Annotated in this window: 9 protein-coding genes; all 9 read right to left on the bottom strand. The window is 44.5% G+C overall.

Annotated features, from left to right (window positions below; translation table 11 throughout):
- Positions 1 to 3: 3 nt before the first annotated feature.
- A complete protein-coding gene (gene uup / locus C6Y39_RS11255) occupies positions 4 to 1,944 on the bottom strand; it encodes an ATP-binding cassette ATPase Uup (protein WP_105931331.1) in 1,941 nt (646 codons plus the stop codon).
- Positions 1,941 to 2,174: a glutaredoxin family protein gene (locus tag C6Y39_RS11250; RefSeq protein WP_105931330.1), complete on the bottom strand. Its 234-nt coding sequence runs from the start codon at positions 2,172 to 2,174 to the stop codon at positions 1,941 to 1,943. Before C6Y39_RS11250 ends, uup begins: the two co-directional genes overlap by 4 nt.
- The gene (gene rlmKL, locus C6Y39_RS11245; protein WP_105931329.1) at positions 2,171 to 4,270 is read right to left on the bottom strand and encodes a bifunctional 23S rRNA (guanine(2069)-N(7))-methyltransferase RlmK/23S rRNA (guanine(2445)-N(2))-methyltransferase RlmL; all 2,100 of its coding nucleotides are present in this window, start codon (positions 4,268 to 4,270) and stop codon (positions 2,171 to 2,173) included. The genes C6Y39_RS11250 and rlmKL overlap by 4 nt, the downstream gene beginning before the upstream one ends.
- A gap of 74 nt (positions 4,271 to 4,344) precedes the next feature.
- Positions 4,345 to 5,352 (bottom strand): quinone-dependent dihydroorotate dehydrogenase, encoded by a 1,008-nt coding sequence (pyrD, locus tag C6Y39_RS11240; RefSeq protein ID WP_105931328.1) that lies wholly within the window; start codon positions 5,350 to 5,352, stop codon positions 4,345 to 4,347.
- A 165-nt stretch (positions 5,353 to 5,517) separates the two neighbouring features.
- Positions 5,518 to 10,356 (bottom strand): NAD-glutamate dehydrogenase, encoded by a 4,839-nt coding sequence (locus C6Y39_RS11235; RefSeq protein ID WP_105931327.1) that lies wholly within the window; start codon positions 10,354 to 10,356, stop codon positions 5,518 to 5,520.
- Positions 10,357 to 10,552: 196 nt separating this feature from the next.
- On the bottom strand, positions 10,553 to 12,871 hold the full coding sequence (locus C6Y39_RS11230; RefSeq protein WP_105931326.1) for an efflux RND transporter permease subunit: 2,319 nt from the start codon (positions 12,869 to 12,871) through the stop codon (positions 10,553 to 10,555).
- 15 nt (positions 12,872 to 12,886) lie between these two features.
- Positions 12,887 to 13,933, bottom strand: coding sequence for a WD40/YVTN/BNR-like repeat-containing protein (locus C6Y39_RS11225; protein WP_105931325.1), 1,047 nt, complete (start codon positions 13,931 to 13,933; stop codon positions 12,887 to 12,889).
- A 79-nt stretch (positions 13,934 to 14,012) separates the two neighbouring features.
- On the bottom strand, positions 14,013 to 15,380 hold the full coding sequence (locus C6Y39_RS11220; RefSeq protein ID WP_105931324.1) for a DUF1329 domain-containing protein: 1,368 nt from the start codon (positions 15,378 to 15,380) through the stop codon (positions 14,013 to 14,015).
- Positions 15,381 to 15,391: 11 nt separating this feature from the next.
- Positions 15,392 to 17,452 carry a DUF1302 domain-containing protein gene (locus C6Y39_RS11215; RefSeq protein WP_105931323.1) on the bottom strand — a complete coding sequence of 687 codons (2,061 nt, stop codon included), beginning with the start codon at positions 17,450 to 17,452 and terminating at the stop codon, positions 15,392 to 15,394.
- Positions 17,453 to 17,467 lie beyond the last annotated feature (15 nt).

The following is a 17,467-nucleotide window of genomic DNA, read 5'->3' as shown; positions in this document are numbered from 1 at the left end:
TATTTACTGCTGATTATCTTCCAGCATACTTTCTAGTTCATCCCAGCGCGCATATTTCTGGGAAAGTAATTCTTCTTTATCCGCTAATTCGGCTAGAGCCTTGGCGGTAGTGTCACTATCTTGTTTGAAGAAATCCGGGTCGTTAACCTTTTCCTGCATGGCTTCAAGTTCTTCCTCTAACGTTTCTAATTCTTTGGGAAGAGACTCAAGCTCTCGCTGGTCTTTGTATGATAGCTTTTTCGTCTTACGGGGGGCAGACTTAGCACTAGGACTCCCCGAAGTTGAATTAGTTTCATTCTTTACTTTGGCTTTTTCTTCTTTTTCGATTTGCTGACGCTTTTCCTGTTGGTCTTTATACCAGTTTTCTACGTCAGTGAAACCCCCAATGAACTCTCTAAGCACGCCATGGCCTTCAAAAACCACGCTACTATTAGCAACATTATCAACAAATTCCCTATCGTGACTCACTAACAGAACAGTGCCGGTATATTCATTGAGCAAGGTTTCCAGCATTTCCAGCGTTTCAACATCAAGATCGTTAGTTGGCTCATCGAGTACCAAAACATTACTCGGCTTTAGCATAAGCTTAGCTAACATCAAACGGTTCTTTTCTCCGCCAGATAGGGATTTTACCGGCGCATTTACACGCTCAGGTGTAAAAAGATAGTCTTGAAGATAGCTGATAACGTGGCGCGGGTGGCCGTTAACCATCAAATCTCTTTTCCCATCGCCCACGGCATCGATCACGGTCTGTTCTAAATCCAAGCCATGTCGGTGCTGGTCGAAATACGCAACCTCTAAATTCGTGCCTTGCTTGCAGTTGCCAGCATCGGGCTGTAACTCACCTAATAGTAACTTGATTAGTGTACTTTTACCGCTACCGTTCGGGCCGATAAGTGCAAGCTTATCACCACGCAGCACATTAAGGTTTAGGCCTTTGACAATAGGCTTACCTTCAATGCTGTAGCTGAGGTCTTTTACCTCAAATACCATCTTGCCTGAACGTGCGCCTTGATGTTGGTTAACCACAGCATTACCCTGCACTGCACGTCTTGCTTTACGCTCCTCACGCAGTTTTTTGAGGGCTCGCACTCGCCCTTCATTGCGTGTACGGCGAGCTTTGATACCCTGACGAATCCAAACTTCTTCTTGCGCTAACTTTTTATCAAACTCAGCGTTTTGAGACGCTTCAACCTCTAAATCTTGTTGTTTTTTCTCTAGGTAAGTTTCGTAATTTCCGGGATAGCTGGTAACAGAGCCTCGGTCGAGGTCAATAATTCGTGTGGCCATTGCGCGTATAAAAGCACGGTCATGGCTGACAAATACAATGGCACCTTGATAATTGCTTAAGCTTGACTCAAGCCATCGTATCATTTCAATATCAAGGTGGTTAGTAGGCTCGTCTAGAAGCAGTAGGTCTGGTTGACGAACAAGAGCTCGCGCTAGTGCCGCTTTTCTACGCCATCCTCCAGATAACGTTGATAGCGAAATCTCTGGATCTAGCTTGAGCATCGTTAGTGTTTGTTCTATTTGCTGTTCAAACTGCCATGCATCGCGCGCTTCAAGTTGTTCTTGTAAACGTTGAAGCTTATTTAAGTTAGCTTCACTAGGGTCTTCACCGACGATACGGGTTTGATGAAAATAGGCTTTCAGCGTTTCCCCAACGTCAGATAGACCTTCTGCAACGTAATCGAAAAGCGTAACATCTGTGGTCTGTGGAGGATCCTGCTCTAAACGGGCAATAACCGTATTACTCTCAATTATCCTCTGGCCGTCATCAGCAATAATATCGCCAGCGATGACCTTCATTAAGGTAGACTTTCCACTGCCGTTACGGCCAACGAGACACACCCGCTCTTTCGGTTGAACAACAAGTTCGACGCCGTCTAAAAGCGGCGGATTTCCATAAATAACAGTGATGTTTTTTAACTGCAAAATGCTCACTGAAGAAACTCCTCTAAATCGGCTGTGGTGAAAGGCCAACCGATTTCCTTATTATTGTCATCTCGCTTCAGCACCGGAATACGAGCGCCATATAGGTGGTAAAGCTCCGTGCTTTGACGGATATTAATCTTTTCTATCGTTAACGATGAAGACATAGACGTGCGCGCTATCTCCACATCGGCTAAATCACATAAACTGCAATGAGGACCGGTGTAAAAATAAATCTTCACGATGCTAGTATCCAGCACTGATGAATTTTACCTTTACGGGCAAAATCTTCAGGAATAGTTTCATTAGTGATATTTTTCACAGAGAGACCAAGTGCGCTTATTGCCGGCTCGTCCAACTTAAAGCCACGCTTATTATTGGAAAAAATAATCGTCCCTTGCGCTTTTAAACACGCCTTAGCATCGCTAAGCATTTTTACGTGATCGCGCTGCACATCCCACGTATTCTGCATGCGCTTTGAATTTGAAAATGATGGTGGGTCGATAAAAATTAAGTCGTATTTACCTTTATGGCTGTTGAGCCACGTTGTGCAGTCTGCCTGGATAAACGCGTGTGGACCGGTAAGCTTGTTAAGCGCTACGTTTTTCTTTGCCCACTCTAGGTAAGTATTTGACATATCAACCGTAGTGACTGATTTAGCGCCACCCATTGCTGCAAATACTGACACGCTGCCTGTGTAAGAAAAAAGGTTTAGTACGTCCTTACCCTCTGACATCGCTTTTACTTTTTGACGAGTATTGCGATGGTCTAGGAAAAGGCCGGTATCTAAATAATCTGTTAGGTTTACTAAGAAACGCGCGCCATTTTCATACACTTCCATCATGTCGCCAGACTGATTAATTTTTTCGTACTGCTTAGTGCCTTTTTGTTGGGCACGGACTTTTAATGCAATCTTTTTGGGCGACACGCCTGTCACCGCGGGTAAATGAAGAAGGACTTCCTGAAGGCGTTTTCGGGCTTTGTCTTCCGATACGGTTTTTGGTGGCGCATACTCTTGCACTACAAGCCAATCATCGTATCGATCTACCGCTACATTATAATCCGGCAGATCGGCATCGTAGATGCGATAACAGTTTGTGTTTGCGCTTTTTATCCAGCCTTTCATACGCTTGAGGTTTTTCTTCAAGCGATTAGCAAATTCGTGATTGTCAGCATCTTCGCTGAACTGCACCGTGTTATCTTCATCTAGCACGTAGTTAGCAAGACGACATTCTAACTTACCATTATTCATGGCGTAGTCTTTAGTTGCACGAAGTTTTAATACGCGAAGTAAGTCACGATTACTGCTTAGCAGTGAAACGTGCCATCCCTTCCATGCTTCTTTAAAACGCTTGCCCCAATCACTGAAAAGCGGAATAAGCGAGGTAAGTTCACCAAGACGTTCGCCATACGGAGGGTTTGATACTACGTAGCCGGGCGTTGCTACTGGTGGTGATGACTTCGTTGCATCTTGCTGAGAAAATGATATATCACTAAACACGCCGGCAAAATCTGCATTGGCTTTGGCAATAGCAACCATCTTACGGCTAAAGTCACCGGCGTAAATGCCACCTTCACAGCTTGGTTTTTGAACCGTAATTGCGTTTTCGAGCAATGCTTCCCAGAGTTTTTCTTCATGGCCTAACCACTTAGTAAAACCCCAATAAGAGCGCTTAATACCCGGTGCGATATTTCGGGCAATATATGCGGCCTCAATAGCGATGGTGCCTGAGCCACACATTAAATCAACCAATGGCGCACTTGTATTTTCTGTCCAACCACTGCGCATTAGCATTGCACTTGCGATGTGTTCTTTTAGTGGTGCATCACCGGTTTCTTGCCTGTAAGCACGCTGGTGGAGACTGGCACCAGCCAAGTCAATTCCTATGATCACGTTATCGCGATGAAGTCTTGCGTAAACAGAAATATCAGGCGTTTTGCGTTCTACTGAAGGGCGAGGTAAACCTTGCTCAACAAACGAGTCAACAATCGCATCTTTAACGCGCACTGCGCCAAACTGTGTGTTTTTAATCGCAAAATTAGTACCGATAAACTGTACAGATAAAGTATGACGTGAATCCATCTGCATTTGCCAATCGATGCCCATCGCTGTGTTGTACAGGGCTTCAGCATCCCCTGCTTTACCAGACGCAAGCACCCAGATTACGCGGTTTGCTAGTCGCGACCACAAGCAAAGTTTATAAGCATCTTCTTTTGACCCTTCAAACTGTATAGTGCCAGGCCCTTGTTTAATTTGTGCATCAGGGCATAGGTTCAGCACTTCTTGCTTTAATAGTTCGTCAAGACCGCGACTGGTCGTAACCAGAATAGTATTCATTCAATTACCTGTTTTGGGTGTGCATGCTTTTTTACAATTGAGCATGCACACAAGAGATTATTTTTTCAGATGTATTATAACGCGTTTACGATGCGTTTAACGAGGTTCGGACCTTGATAAATAAAAGCCGAATAGATTTGAACGAGAGATGCGCCAGCATTGAGCCTTTCTTGGGCCGTCGTAGGTGAATCTATTCCGCCTACGCCTATTATCGGAATCGCGCGGTCAAGCGCTTTGTTCAATTTACGCGTAACTTCAAGGCTCATGTCAGTCATTACTGAACCACTCAAACCACCCATTTCATCCGCATGTTTCAGCCCAGTAACGGCTTCTCGGGAAAGTGTTGTGTTTGTCGCAATTACGCCGTCCATTTTACTGTCTAAAAGAGATGCCGCAATGCTGTCGATTTCAACATCACTTAAATCAGGCGCGATTTTAATAAAAAGCGGTACGTATTTCCCGTGAGTTTGTGTCAGCGTTTCTTGCGCTGCTTTGAGACCTACCAATAATTTATCAAGAGCTTCACCGTATTGAAGGTTTCTAAGACCTGGCGTATTTGGCGAAGAAATATTTATAGTCACATAGCTGGCGTAAGGGTATACCTTATTGAGGCATATTAGATAGTCGTCGAGGGCGTTAGCTTCTTCAGTATCTTTGTTTTTACCAATATTGATGCCAATAGGCCCTTTAAACTCCGCCTTTTTCACCTGTTCAACGAGATGATCAACGCCTTTGTTATTAAAGCCCATGCGATTGATAATGGCGTGCTTTTCAGGAATTCGAAACAAGCGAGGTTTAGGATTTCCAGGTTGAGGGCGCGGCGTAACCGTACCAATTTCAACAAAACCAAATCCCATACTGGCAAAAGCATCGATGCAGTCGCCGTTTTTATCAAGTCCTGCTGCAAGTCCCACTGGATTATCGAAGGTCATTCCAGCGACGGTCACTGGTTTTTTGATTGTGGGAGTGCTGTACATCCATTTCAGCGGTGTGTGTTGTGTCTTGTTTAACCAGTTAATGGTGAAATCGTGACTTTTTTCAGGTTCGCACTGAAGTAAGAATTTTTGCACTAAAGATTGCATGGCTAATTTTAACGCTCGCTTATTAAGGGTCTGTTGATCGCTAACATTGATAGGTTTGCGTTAAGAATGTTGATCCTAACACTGGAACTAAATTATACAACAACGATCACTCGGCCAATAAAAAGCCCTGATAAACAGGGCTTAAATTATTAAGGTGCGTGTATTCTAATGGTTAGACTTCACGCTTAAAAGCATCAATTCACGTAAAGCAACAGAAAATTTAGCAAATTCGTGAGTTGTACTCGTCTTAAACTCTGACATCATGTGATACCAACGCTTAAGCAGTACCTGATTACTTTCAATCCATTCATCTAAAATTTGGTCAGCATCACTGATATCTTCACGTGATGCCAACAGGTTCGCGGCAATTGAACGCTGCTGCCAATCTAACTCCTCACGGTAAGATGCACGTGCAAGTGCTTGCCAATGGTTGCTTACCGCTTGATTGTTAATTTGATCTAGGAACCAATGCAGCTCTAAACGAGAACCTAATTGATAGTAAAGCTTAGCAACAACATCGGTATCGTGTTTGTCCGCTTCTACAATCTGCGCCAAGTCGAAGCTTGAGAACATGTTTGAGAAGCTTGCCACTTGATACGCGATGTCTTGTGGGACACCTTTATCTATGTATCTTTGAGTAGCTGCTTCAAGCTGCACATATTCACTTTCAACAAGGTAGTGTTGTAGGTTTTTCGACAGAGTGTCAAACGTTCCGCGATAGCTAGCGATGGCTTCTTCAATGCTCTGCGCTTTGTTACCGTGGCGTATATACCAACGTGCAGCGCGGCGCATGATCCTACGGGCCTCATCTAGCATCTTAAGCTGCAACTTCGCAGGGATAATATTATCGAGCTCTTCAATGCGAGCCCACAGCGTTTTCATATTGAAAATACCATGCACAATCGCGTAGGCATCTGCGATTTCGCTAACACTTGCGCCTGTCTCTTCCTGCATTCTGAAAACAAAATTAAGACCCATATCATTAACCATGTTATTAGTTAACTTAGTGGCAATAATCTCGCTTCGAAGTGGATGCTGCTGCATGTGCGTAGCAAATTTTTCGCGAAGGATTGATGGGAACGCTTCTACAAGTAACTTTCCATGATAAGGGTTATCAGTAATTTCAGGAATATTAAGCGCGTCTTTCAACACCATCTTACCGTAGGCGATGAGTACGCTTAGCTCTGGACGAGTCAACCCTTGATCTGAAGCCACGCGATCTGAAATTTCATCATCGCTTGGGATAAATTCCAGTTCACGATTTAGTTGCCCTTCTCGCTCAAGACCGTGAATAAAGCGCAGCTGCTCTTTAAGTTGTTTAACACCAGCAAGCTCCGTGATAGAGATTGACTGAGTTTGACGATAGCAGTCCTCGAGTACAATGCGACTTACATCGTCGGTCATATCGTAAAGTAATTTATTACGTTGCTTGAGTGTCAACTCACCGTCGTTCACTAGGCTGTTAAGTAAGATTTTGATATTTACTTCATTATCAGAACAGTCCACACCACCCACGTTGTCGATAAAGTCAGTGTTAACCCGGCCGCCATTGGAGGCATACTCAATTCGTCCCAGTTGCGTTAAGCCTAGGTTACCGCCCTCGCCTACAATTTTGGCTTGAACGTCACGACCATTAACTCGTAAGTCATCGTTGGCACGATCGCCAACATCTGAGTGAGATTCTTTTTTGCTCTTAATATACGTACCGATACCGCCATTCCAAAGAAGGTCGACAGGCATTTTCAATATATTGTGAATAAGCTCATTTGGTGTCATCGTTAGCTGACGGGTACCCAACCACTTCTTCATTTCAGGCGTAAGCTTAATTGACTTAGACGCACGGCTAAACACACCACCGCCCTTTGAGATGAGCTTACTGTCGTAGTCTTCCCAGCTAAGGCTTGGATTTTCAAACAGGCGCTGACGTTCTTTATAGCTCGCTGCTGCATCAGGGCTAGGGTCAAAGAAAATATGTAAATGGTTAAATGCTGCGATTAATCGCGTGTGCTCTGAAAGCAACATACCGTTACCGAATACGTCACCAGCCATGTCACCTACACCTACACACGTAAAATCTGTGGATTGACAGTCGATGCCAATTTCTCTGAAGTGACGCTTGACAGATTCCCAGCCGCCGCGAGCGGTTATGCCCATTTTTTTATGGTCGTAACCTATACTTCCGCCAGATGCGAATGCATCACCTAGCCAAAAACCAAATTCTTCTGCAATACCGTTGGCAATGTCAGAGAAAGTTGCAGTGCCTTTATCTGCAGCTACAACCAAATACGGGTCGTCATCATCAAGGCGAACCACATCTTTAGGCGGTACTATCTCGCCATTGACAATGTTATCGGTAATATCAAGTAAACTAGTAATGAAAATGCGGTAACAGGCTTGACCTTCTGCCTGAATAGCTGCACGCCCTTCGCCTACCGGTAAGTTTTTACAAACAAACCCACCTTTTGCGCCAACCGGTACGATAACCGTATTTTTAACCTGCTGCGCCTTAACTAGCCCTAGTACTTCCGTTCTAAAATCTTCCTGCCGGTCTGACCAACGCAAACCACCACGCGCAACTTTACCGCCTCGTAAATGCACACCCTCTACACGTGGGCTATAGACGAATATTTCGAACTTCGGCAGCGGAAGCGGCATCTCAGGAATAAGCTCTGGCAGCATTTTAAACGAAACATAAGACTTTTCGTTGCCAGCGTCATCAGGTTGATAGAAGTTAGTACGCAAGGTCGCTGACATCATGTCAAGATAACGGCGGATAATACGGTCATCATCCACATTGCTTACATTATCCAACTGCGCCTTGATATCTTCTAGCAGCGCTTCTTCCTTCTTCACGTTACGCTTTTTCTTAGGGTTGAAGCGAAGGTCAAAGAAATCAACCAGTAAACGGGCGATATTTGGGTAGTTTGATAGCGTGTTGGCAATATAATCTCGGCTGAACGAACTGCCTGTCTGACGCATGTATTTTGCATAGGCACGTAATATTGTAACTTTTCGGCCTGTCATGTTTGCACCAAGAATTAGGCGGTTGAAAGCGTCATCCTCTAGTGTCTTGGTCCACACTTTAGCGAAGGCGTCTTGGAACAACAGTTGAGCCTTCTCCATGTCGAAATGCTGGCCGCTTTTGTGAAGCATGGTGAAGTCCATCACCCAGTTACGCTCACCCTCTGAACACGTTATTTTATAAGGGCTTTCATCGATTACGCGTAACCCAAAGTTCTCTAGCATGGGCAGTACGTCAGACAAATGGATAGGTTCAGCGCGATGGAAAAGTTTAAGCTTAACCACTTGGCTGTCAGCGTCTTCTTCTTGAGGGCGATAGAACAGCATGTCTAGGGTGTGATTGTCGTCAAGCATCTCTAACTTGCCGATATCGACAAGCGCTGCCGACGGGAGGTTGTGCTCCATATAGCTTCGAGAAAACGCGTTATTGTATTTACGCTCAAGCGCTTTGCCCGATGCCTCTCCGTGCGCAGCAGAAATTGAAGACGCTAGTCTGTCGTTCCACGTTTTGGTCAACTCAATTATATTTTGCTCTATTTCCTTCACATCGAATTCCGCGTTGTTATCGTTGACTCTTGCAATGTAGTGCGTGCGTGCATACACAGACTCTGAGAAAAATGTCGTGAACTCTACTTCTTCCGTCGCACCCAGTGATGCCTTTAAAAGCGCTTGCGTCTCTTTTCTTAACTGGGTGTTATAGCGCTCTCTTGGTACAAACACCATGCATGAGAAAAAGCGCCCAAAGATATCTTTACGGATGAACAAGCGAGAGATACCTCTTTCTTGCATTTGAAAGATACCCATCACGATTTGCGCTAGCTCTTCAGCAGGAGTCTGAAGCAGCTCGTCACGAGGATAGGTTTCAATAATGTTTGCGAACGCTTTGTAAGCATGCGTGCCGGGCTCAAAACCCGATAGTTCACAAATACGTTTAATCTTCTCTCGTAAAATCGGTAGTTGAGTTACGCTGTTATTGTAAAACGATGCTGAATATAAGCCTAAGAAGCGATGTTCACCTACAACTTGCCCGTCTTTATTAAATACCTTCACGCCCACATAATCCATATAGGCTGGACGATGCACACGAGCACGAGAATTAGTCTTCGTTAATATTAGGGGGTTTTTGCTTAATGCTTCGGCTCTTGCAGAAGCAGGTAAACGAGACAACAAGCGCTCGCGGTCGTTAATCGAGTTTTTCAACAAACCCAGGCTCGTGTCGTTTTGAGGTATCCATCTATGGTCACCTTCAATCGCTTTGACGTCATAATAACGGTAACCCATCATGGTGAAGTTATGATCGCCCAGCCACTCAAGATAAGCTTTTGTTTGGTTTTTCGCTTCTGCTGATACCGGCCAATTAAATTTAGCGTTATTTTTAATAACATCCTGCAAGGTGTTGGTCATCCCCTGCCAGTCTTGTACCGCTAACGACACCTCATCGACAACTGAATGAAGCTCTTTGGTTAACGCATCAATATCCTTTTTTGATGTCTGTGTATCAATCTCTATAAAAATAACCGTTTCTTTCTTAGCGCCTTCTATAGATTTTCCAGGCTCAACAAATGCCTGCACTTTATTCGTGCTGTCTCGCTTGATACCAATAGGGCTGTGGAGAAACAAGTGCGCAGTAATGTTTAATTTGTTTAGCAACATGCGCACTGAGTCAACCAAAAACGGCATGTCAGAGACGATAATCTCGACGATAGTGTGGCTTGAATGCCAGCCGTGTTTCGCTATTTCCGGATTGAAAACGCGTATATAGGGCGCATTATTGTCAAATTTTGCTAGACCATTCCATAAGCTGAGTGTTGCACCATAAAGGTCGCTGTCGTTTCGGTTTTCTAAGTCATCGCTAGAAATATTTTTATACAACAGACGTCCGAATTGCTGCACAAGAGACTTCTGCTTGGTATCTACTTTCTTGTCGATAAGTGCAAATACGTTGTCTAGCAGTACTGAGTGTCGCTGTGAGGTGACTGTCATTTGTTAACCTTTTTTGAATGTCGTAATACCAATCCAACTTGGTATAAGTGTCGAGTACCAAACTATTTTCTCTAATAAATGACGCTAATGAAAGCCCATTTTTAACCTTATATTAACAGCATAGATAACTATGCAGAAAACACACAAAAAAAAGGGCCAAAAGGCCCTTTTTTATGCTTAGCTATGCAAAAATATTTTATGCACCAGGGTCGTTTTTATTCCACCACAAGAATCGTGCAAGCGCAGGCAGTACAATTATTGCACCAAGCATGTTCACAACGAACATGAATGTAAGCAATATACCCATGTCCATTTGGAACTTCAGGGAAGAGAACACCCACGTGCTCACGCCAATTGCTAGCGTTATGCCAGTAAATAACACTGCGCTGCCACGCTCTTTCAGAGCTGCAAAATAGGCCTCTTGAACGGTCGCGCCTTTTTTCAGCATTAGGCTCTTGGTAGAGAGAATATAAATACCATAGTCAACGCCAATACCCACGCCAAGTGCGATTACCGGTAATGTAGATACGGTGAGACCTATTTGCAGGTATGTCATTAGCGCTTGGGCCAACACCGAAACCACGTAAAGTGGAATAACGACAACCAGCGTAGCGCGAATAGAGCGGAAGCTGATAAGACATAGTGCGATAACCGCGCCGAATACGTAAAGCATCATTGGGTCTTGAGCTGCGCTTACTGCTTCATTGGTCGCTGCCATCACGCCTACTGGACCAGACGCCAGACTAAATTTCATGTCATCAGTCTGATACTCGTCGCGATATGTTTTGACCGCATCAACCACGCGAGAGATGGTTTCTGCCTTGTGATCTTCCATAAACAAAATGATGGGCATCACCGAACAGTCACCGTTCAACAAACCCGATGAGGTAGGTACGCGAGAAATAGCTTGCACTAACGTTTGTTGGTTGCGCGGAAGTACTTGCCACTTCACATTCCCTTCGTTGTAACCAGCGTTGACAATTTTTGCAACAGAGGCAAGAGACACGGCCGACTGTACGCCCTGCACGTTCTCCATTTTCCACTGAAAATCATCCATAGCTTTCATTACGCTGTGCGATGTACACGCTTCCGGGGTGGTCTCTACCAGTATGGAAATATAATCAACCGTTACTTCGTACTTGTCTGTGATAAGGAACGTGTCTTGGTTGTAGCGAGATGTCTCATGTAGCGCAGGTGCACCAGCATGAAGATCGCCTATTTTCATATTTTGGGCCTGGAAGTGACCGAAAACAAATAGAATGGCTGTTACCGCAAGAATAATCGCTGCTGGCTTCTTCCGTGAACAGGCTGCAATAACTTCCCAAAATCGAGAATTTGTATTTTCCTTGCCTACAAATTTTTCTACATACTTTTGGTCAAGCTTCAAGAAGCTCATTAGCACAGGAAGAAGTAACAAGTTAGTCAGGATTATTACAGCTACCCCCATACTTGCTGTAATAGCAAGTTCTCGGATGATACCAATATCGATAACAAGCAGCGTCATGAAGCCTACCGTGTCAGAAAGTAATGCAATACCGCCAGGTACTAACAAATTCCTGAAGGCCGCCATAGATGCGCGCTTAGCGCCGATGCCTGTGACAGCCTGCTTTTCAACTGCATTGATCATTTGCACGCCGTGGCTCACACCAATGGCAAATACAAGGAATGGCACAAGAATCGACATGGGATCCATACCGAAACCAATAGAAGTTAGAAGGCCTAACTGCCAGACAACTGCGATTATTGAGCATACTAAAGGAAGCAATGTAAGCATAACGCTGCGCGAGAAGAAATACACCATTACTGCCGTAATAGCGATAGCAATGGCGAAGAACAGTAGAACGTCTTTTGCACCATCTGCCACGTCACCTATCATCTTCGCGAAGCCGATGATATGGATAGACGTGTTTTCATTTTCATATTGGCCACGAAGCTGCTCTTCGAGCTCAGCCGCTAATGCTAGCGTATCTAATGGCTCGCCAGTCTGAGGGTCAATATCTAATAGTTGAGCCGTAACCATTGCACAGCTGTAATCGCTAGCCACTTGTCTACCAACAATGTTAGCTTTTTCTACATTGGCAGCAACTAGTTCCAATGCTTCAGGATTTGATGAATTGAAGTCAGCCGGTATCACCGGGCCGCCGGCAAATCCGCCCTCAACGATTTCTGTAAAGCGAGTAGAGGGTGAAAACAACGAAATGACCAGCGAACGATTTACACCATTTATAAAGAAAAGCTGGTCGTGAACATTCTTGAGCGTATCAAAAAAGTTCTGATTGTAAATATTATCGTTTTTATCACAGACAGAAACTAAAATATTGTTTGCACCACCAAAGTCCTGACGGTGCTCAATATAGGTTTTCATGTACTCATGATTTAACGGGATGTTTTTTTCGAATCCTGCGTCTAAACGCATGTGAGAAGCTTGGTAGCCAAGAAAAACCGTAGCAATGGCAAATAAGACCACCACTATTTTGCGGTTACCAAAAACTAATTTTTCTAGAAAATGGGTCATTGTTATTATACTGCCCTATTTTAAATTCAACGTTTTAATGCCATTCGCGGTAACAGCAATTGTTTCGCCGTTAAATTGCGTTGCGTTTAGAAGCGCTGCTTTATCTTTAATTTGAGAAGCAACAATTCCTTCATCCGCTACACAATCGGAAGGGTTAGCATAAGGGTCACGCATACTGGTTGGTAGCGGGCGCTGTGCAGTTATCATCATGCCATTATTTCCTAGGGCATATACTGTCGAACCAGAGCCTACTAAAATAGAATTGAGCGTACTGTTAGAGCATGTTTGAACATATTCCCATTCGCCAGCATTTCGATTAACGAAAATGTTTCCGCGCAAACCTACCGCTAACACTGTATTCTCATCTAACGGTTTGATATCAAAAAATGACCCCGTGTAATCAACATAATAGCGCTCCCATGACTCTCCCATGTTAGTGCTTTTTGCTAATAAGCCAGCCTCGCCCGCCATGTATAACGTATTTCCATCAAGCGTGACGCGATTTAAATGTGGAAGAATTGACTCTAATTCCTGCTGATAAAAGGTCTCGTCTTCCTTTCTAATATCTTCTAGATACTCTTGGTCCATAGGATCCAAAAGACTAGCATGCCTTTCTGCATTCCAAGACTTTCCGCCATCTTGCGTACGATAGAACAAGCCATAAGCACCGGTTGCAATGCCATGTTGCTCATCAAAAAACAAAACATCTAAAAATGGACGCTGTAGTTCAGGCTGATAGTTTTGAATCTCCCACGTTTCGCCCTTGTCTGCAGAGTGCAGAATAACGGCGTCGTGACCAACTGCCCAAACGTGGTTTCCCACAACGGTAGTTGCCGTTAGCGTTGAATGTGTAGGTACGTTTTTCTGACTAAACGTATTGCCATCTTCTGACACTAATATATGACCGCGTTCACCGACAATAACGACAAATGAATCAGCGTCTATGTCCAAAAGAACAGATTGCTCTACCAATGATGCCATGAATGCTTCTTCGGCGAATGCAGTGGTTGAGTAATTCACTGCGAATGTGGCGGCAATGCACGCTGCAATGGTTTTTTTCATAATTAACCATTCCCCCTATTTATAATTGTCTGTATACAAAAACGGTTGGCAATTGCCAACCGTTTGTTGTGTAAGGCGATTAGCGCATACCTTCTCGTCGTAACGCTTGAGGCGTGAATTCTACGTCTAGAGGGCGTACGGTAAAGTCGTACATTTCCTCTTCGTTATCAAGGCCTATTGCCAAGTAACGACGAGAGTTCAAATCGTAATACGCATCAAGCGTTGACCACTGTGTTGGAACTTCGTAGTAGTTCACACCATAAGCTACACCAACACGGTAGAGTTCGCCACGATTATCATACATATCAGCAACTTGAATTTGCCAGCTGTCTTCATCTATGAAGAAAACACGTTTTTGATAAATATGACGGAAACCTTCTTTAAGCGTTGCTTCGACAACCCAAACACGGTGCTTCTCCCAGCGTGTGAGATCTGGATTAACGTGGTTAGGCGTCAGAATGCTTTCGTAAGAGGCATTGTCTGAATGAAGTGCGTAGTTGTTATAAGCAACGAACATTTCTTGTTTGCCAACCAGTTTCCAGTCATAGCGGTTTGGAGAACCGTTGAACATATCGAAATCATCGGTAGTTCTTAAACCGTCAGCCGCTGTTCCTGGCGTATCGTATGCAATGTTAGGAGCTAAACGAACACGACGTTGACCCGTGTTGTATGTCCATGCTTTACGCGGCTCTTTAACTTGGTCAACGGTTTCGTGTACAAGCAGTGCAGTACCAGCAAGACGCGCAGGCTTAGTTACCTTTTGCTTAAACATAAACAAAATGTTGTCTTCGGTTAGCTTCTCAGGCGTCGCACTTTCTTCGGCATACTTGATTAGCAATTGCTCATCAAAACCAATGACATTGTAATCACCGCCGGTAGTAACGGCAGCCTGACCACCATTACGTTGTACCGCTTCGCCACGATAACGAAGAATGTGGTTCCAGATTGCCTCTAATCCATTCTGTGGAACAGGGAACGGAATACCTAGCACAGCACCTTTAATACCATTACCATCATCAAGCAACTCAGCTCTGGTAGCATTTACTTTAGTTGCATCGTAGATGGATTGAGGGTTAGACGCAGAGCGTCGAGTTTGGTACACCGGCATACGGAATGTATCTGGGTAAGTTTCAAATAGCTTCTTCTGACCCTCAGACAAGTACTCAGCATACTCTTTATAATTTTGTGCCGTTATTTCAAAAAGCACTTTGTCATCTGGATACGGATCTTGGTGATGATCGCCAACGGTGTATCCGGCTGGCGCAGACGTTATACCACCTGTCCAAGCTGGGATGCTGCCATCAGCGTTACCTGCTTTTTCAGCACCCAGGGGTGTAAGTTCATTACCCAGTTTATTTGCTTCTGCTTCAGACACTTTTGCTAATGCACTTGTACCTGATAATGCAAGTGACAATGCAGCAGCGACAATTCCTAATTTTCTAATCATAAATACCACTCTTAGATTGCATATTTGATGTTAAATGAAACGAAGTCCCTGTCTGAAAGTGCGTTGGTTGTACCAATACCACCCCAGAAGGCGCTGTATGACGCAGTTGCAGACCATTTACTTAGATAGTCAAATGTGAAAGATACAGCAGCAGACTTAACATCTTCAGTGAAAAGGAAAAGTGGATCTGGTGTTGTACCATCCACATCGTGAGAGAACGTTGCACGAACTCGTAAGTTCATACCAGCATAGATTGAGTTGTAATCGGCAACGGCCAGTAAACGATAACCCCATGCATCATCAGTGGCGAACGGGTTAGTTTCAGGACCGTCTGAAAGAGCATTCAACAAGCCTTCACGAGAATTACCATTAAGCGGCTCAAGCGAAGGAGTACGTGCGGTACCCGGCGCATTCAAGCGGATTACGTCCGGATCAGGCATATCAACGATATTTACGTAGCCCACTTCGCCTAAGAAGACAAAGTTATCCGCACCAAATTTGGGGCCGAACACATGAGAAGCAGTAAACTGCATTTGCCATGTGTCAGAGAATAGGAAGCCTTCAGCAGTCTCGCCTGGGCCAACTGCTCTACCAATGTTGTTTAGCTGTGAGATACCTTCCAAATCTGGGCGTAAACCTGCATTAGCAAGCTGCTCAGGCATACCCATATAAAGCAACTCAACGTCATCGATTTGAAGTGGTTCATCGACTCGGTAAGCGAACTCACCAGCAAGAGCAGTAGTGCCGATGTTGGTGTTAAAGCTCATACCATATAGTTTGATATCTTCAGGAAAGAAAAACTCTGACTTAGTAAATGCTCTTAAGTCGGTAATATTATCCCGCGTAACCTCGTTTGCCGCAATAAATGCTAAGTCGGCACCTATGCCCGCCTGAGTAAAGTCAGATGTTACGCCTGAAATAAGTGGACGTTGGCTGTGATAATTTATGTGATAAAAACTAAATTCAGTCTCATTAAAGTCTTCAGCGAACCACGTCAAACGAAGACCGTATTGCCCTTGGTCGTCAGCATCATTGCGAACTTCATCACTAAAACCGCGTATAGCTACCTTGGTTGGGTAAGCTAGATATGCTTGTGAAAGCGCTGCAGCATCAGCGCCTGAACGAAGTGCATCGCCGAAGCTATTAAGCGCAGACAAGAGGTGATCAAGGTCGATGTCTGGATTACCACTAAAGCCAAGCTGAATATTGTTGCGTTGTCCGCCTTCGCCTGCGAAGTCGTTAGTTGCAAAGTAACTACCAGCAACAGGTAACCAGCTTTCTTGCCACTCGTATTGGTAGTAACCAGATACACTTAACGTGTCAGAAAGACCGAGAGACGCGTAAACCATACCAACAGGTAAAAATACTTCACGTAATTCAGCACCTGGTGCACGCGCGCGGGTAACGTCAACTGGATTAGTGGTGTTGATACCGTGTTGGATGAAAGTACTTTCACCCCAACTGATAACCTGTCGACCGACGCGAAGTGTAAGTGGCTTATCGCCAATCCACCAGTCGCCATAGAAAAATGCATCGTATAGACGGACGTCGGTACAAAGAAGGTCTTCAGCCTCAGGATCTTGACATAGGTCGTATTGGTTGCCCGTTATTGGGTTTGAATAAGGACGGTCGCCATCCATTTGCTCGAAGTCATAGAACCAAAAACCACGGGCGAAGAAACCATAATCACCGAAGTTTACATCTAACTCGTGCGTGCCAGAAACTTGAGTTGCGAAGGCATCTCCTGGATCGTGAGCAAGGTTGCCAAGGTCACCATTTGTTGAATACGCGCCATCTGCTAATCCCCAGACATCGCCGCTTGGGTATAGAGGATTAAAAGCCGCATGGTAACCGCTCCAGTCGAATTGAGGATGGTTACTGTTACCAATAAGGTCGTAATCTCTTGCCTCTGTTCGAATGCTTGTAGCTAACGTAAATGTTGAATCTAAAGATATACTTACATCACCTACTTGCCAATTAGCAGCGTGAGCTGGTACTGCAGCAGCACCTAACAGTGAGAGAACTCCCGCTGCTACCGGTGATATCTTAAAAGCGCTAGGCCCGTTTTTCATATTTTTATACTCCCA

It is taken from the genome of Alteromonas gracilis, from assembly GCF_002993325.1.
Classification (GTDB): domain Bacteria; phylum Pseudomonadota; class Gammaproteobacteria; order Enterobacterales; family Alteromonadaceae; genus Alteromonas; species Alteromonas gracilis.
Note: the sequence above shows the minus strand (reverse complement) of the source record. Positions and strands in the feature narration are given on the sequence as shown.

Excerpts from the sequence above, each read along its gene's own strand:
- rlmKL (WP_105931329.1), bottom strand. The coding sequence starts at position 4,270 with ATGAATACTATTCTGGTTACGACCAGTCGCGGTCTTGACGAACTATTA.
- pyrD (WP_105931328.1), bottom strand. The coding sequence starts at position 5,352 with ATGCAATCTTTAGTGCAAAAATTCTTACTTCAGTGCGAACCTGAAAAA.
- C6Y39_RS11235 (WP_105931327.1), bottom strand. The coding sequence starts at position 10,356 with ATGACAGTCACCTCACAGCGACACTCAGTACTGCTAGACAACGTATTT.
- C6Y39_RS11230 (WP_105931326.1), bottom strand. The coding sequence starts at position 12,871 with ATGACCCATTTTCTAGAAAAATTAGTTTTTGGTAACCGCAAAATAGTG.
- C6Y39_RS11225 (WP_105931325.1), bottom strand. The coding sequence starts at position 13,933 with ATGAAAAAAACCATTGCAGCGTGCATTGCCGCCACATTCGCAGTGAAT.
- C6Y39_RS11220 (WP_105931324.1), bottom strand. The coding sequence starts at position 15,380 with ATGATTAGAAAATTAGGAATTGTCGCTGCTGCATTGTCACTTGCATTA.
- C6Y39_RS11215 (WP_105931323.1), bottom strand. The coding sequence starts at position 17,452 with ATGAAAAACGGGCCTAGCGCTTTTAAGATATCACCGGTAGCAGCGGGA.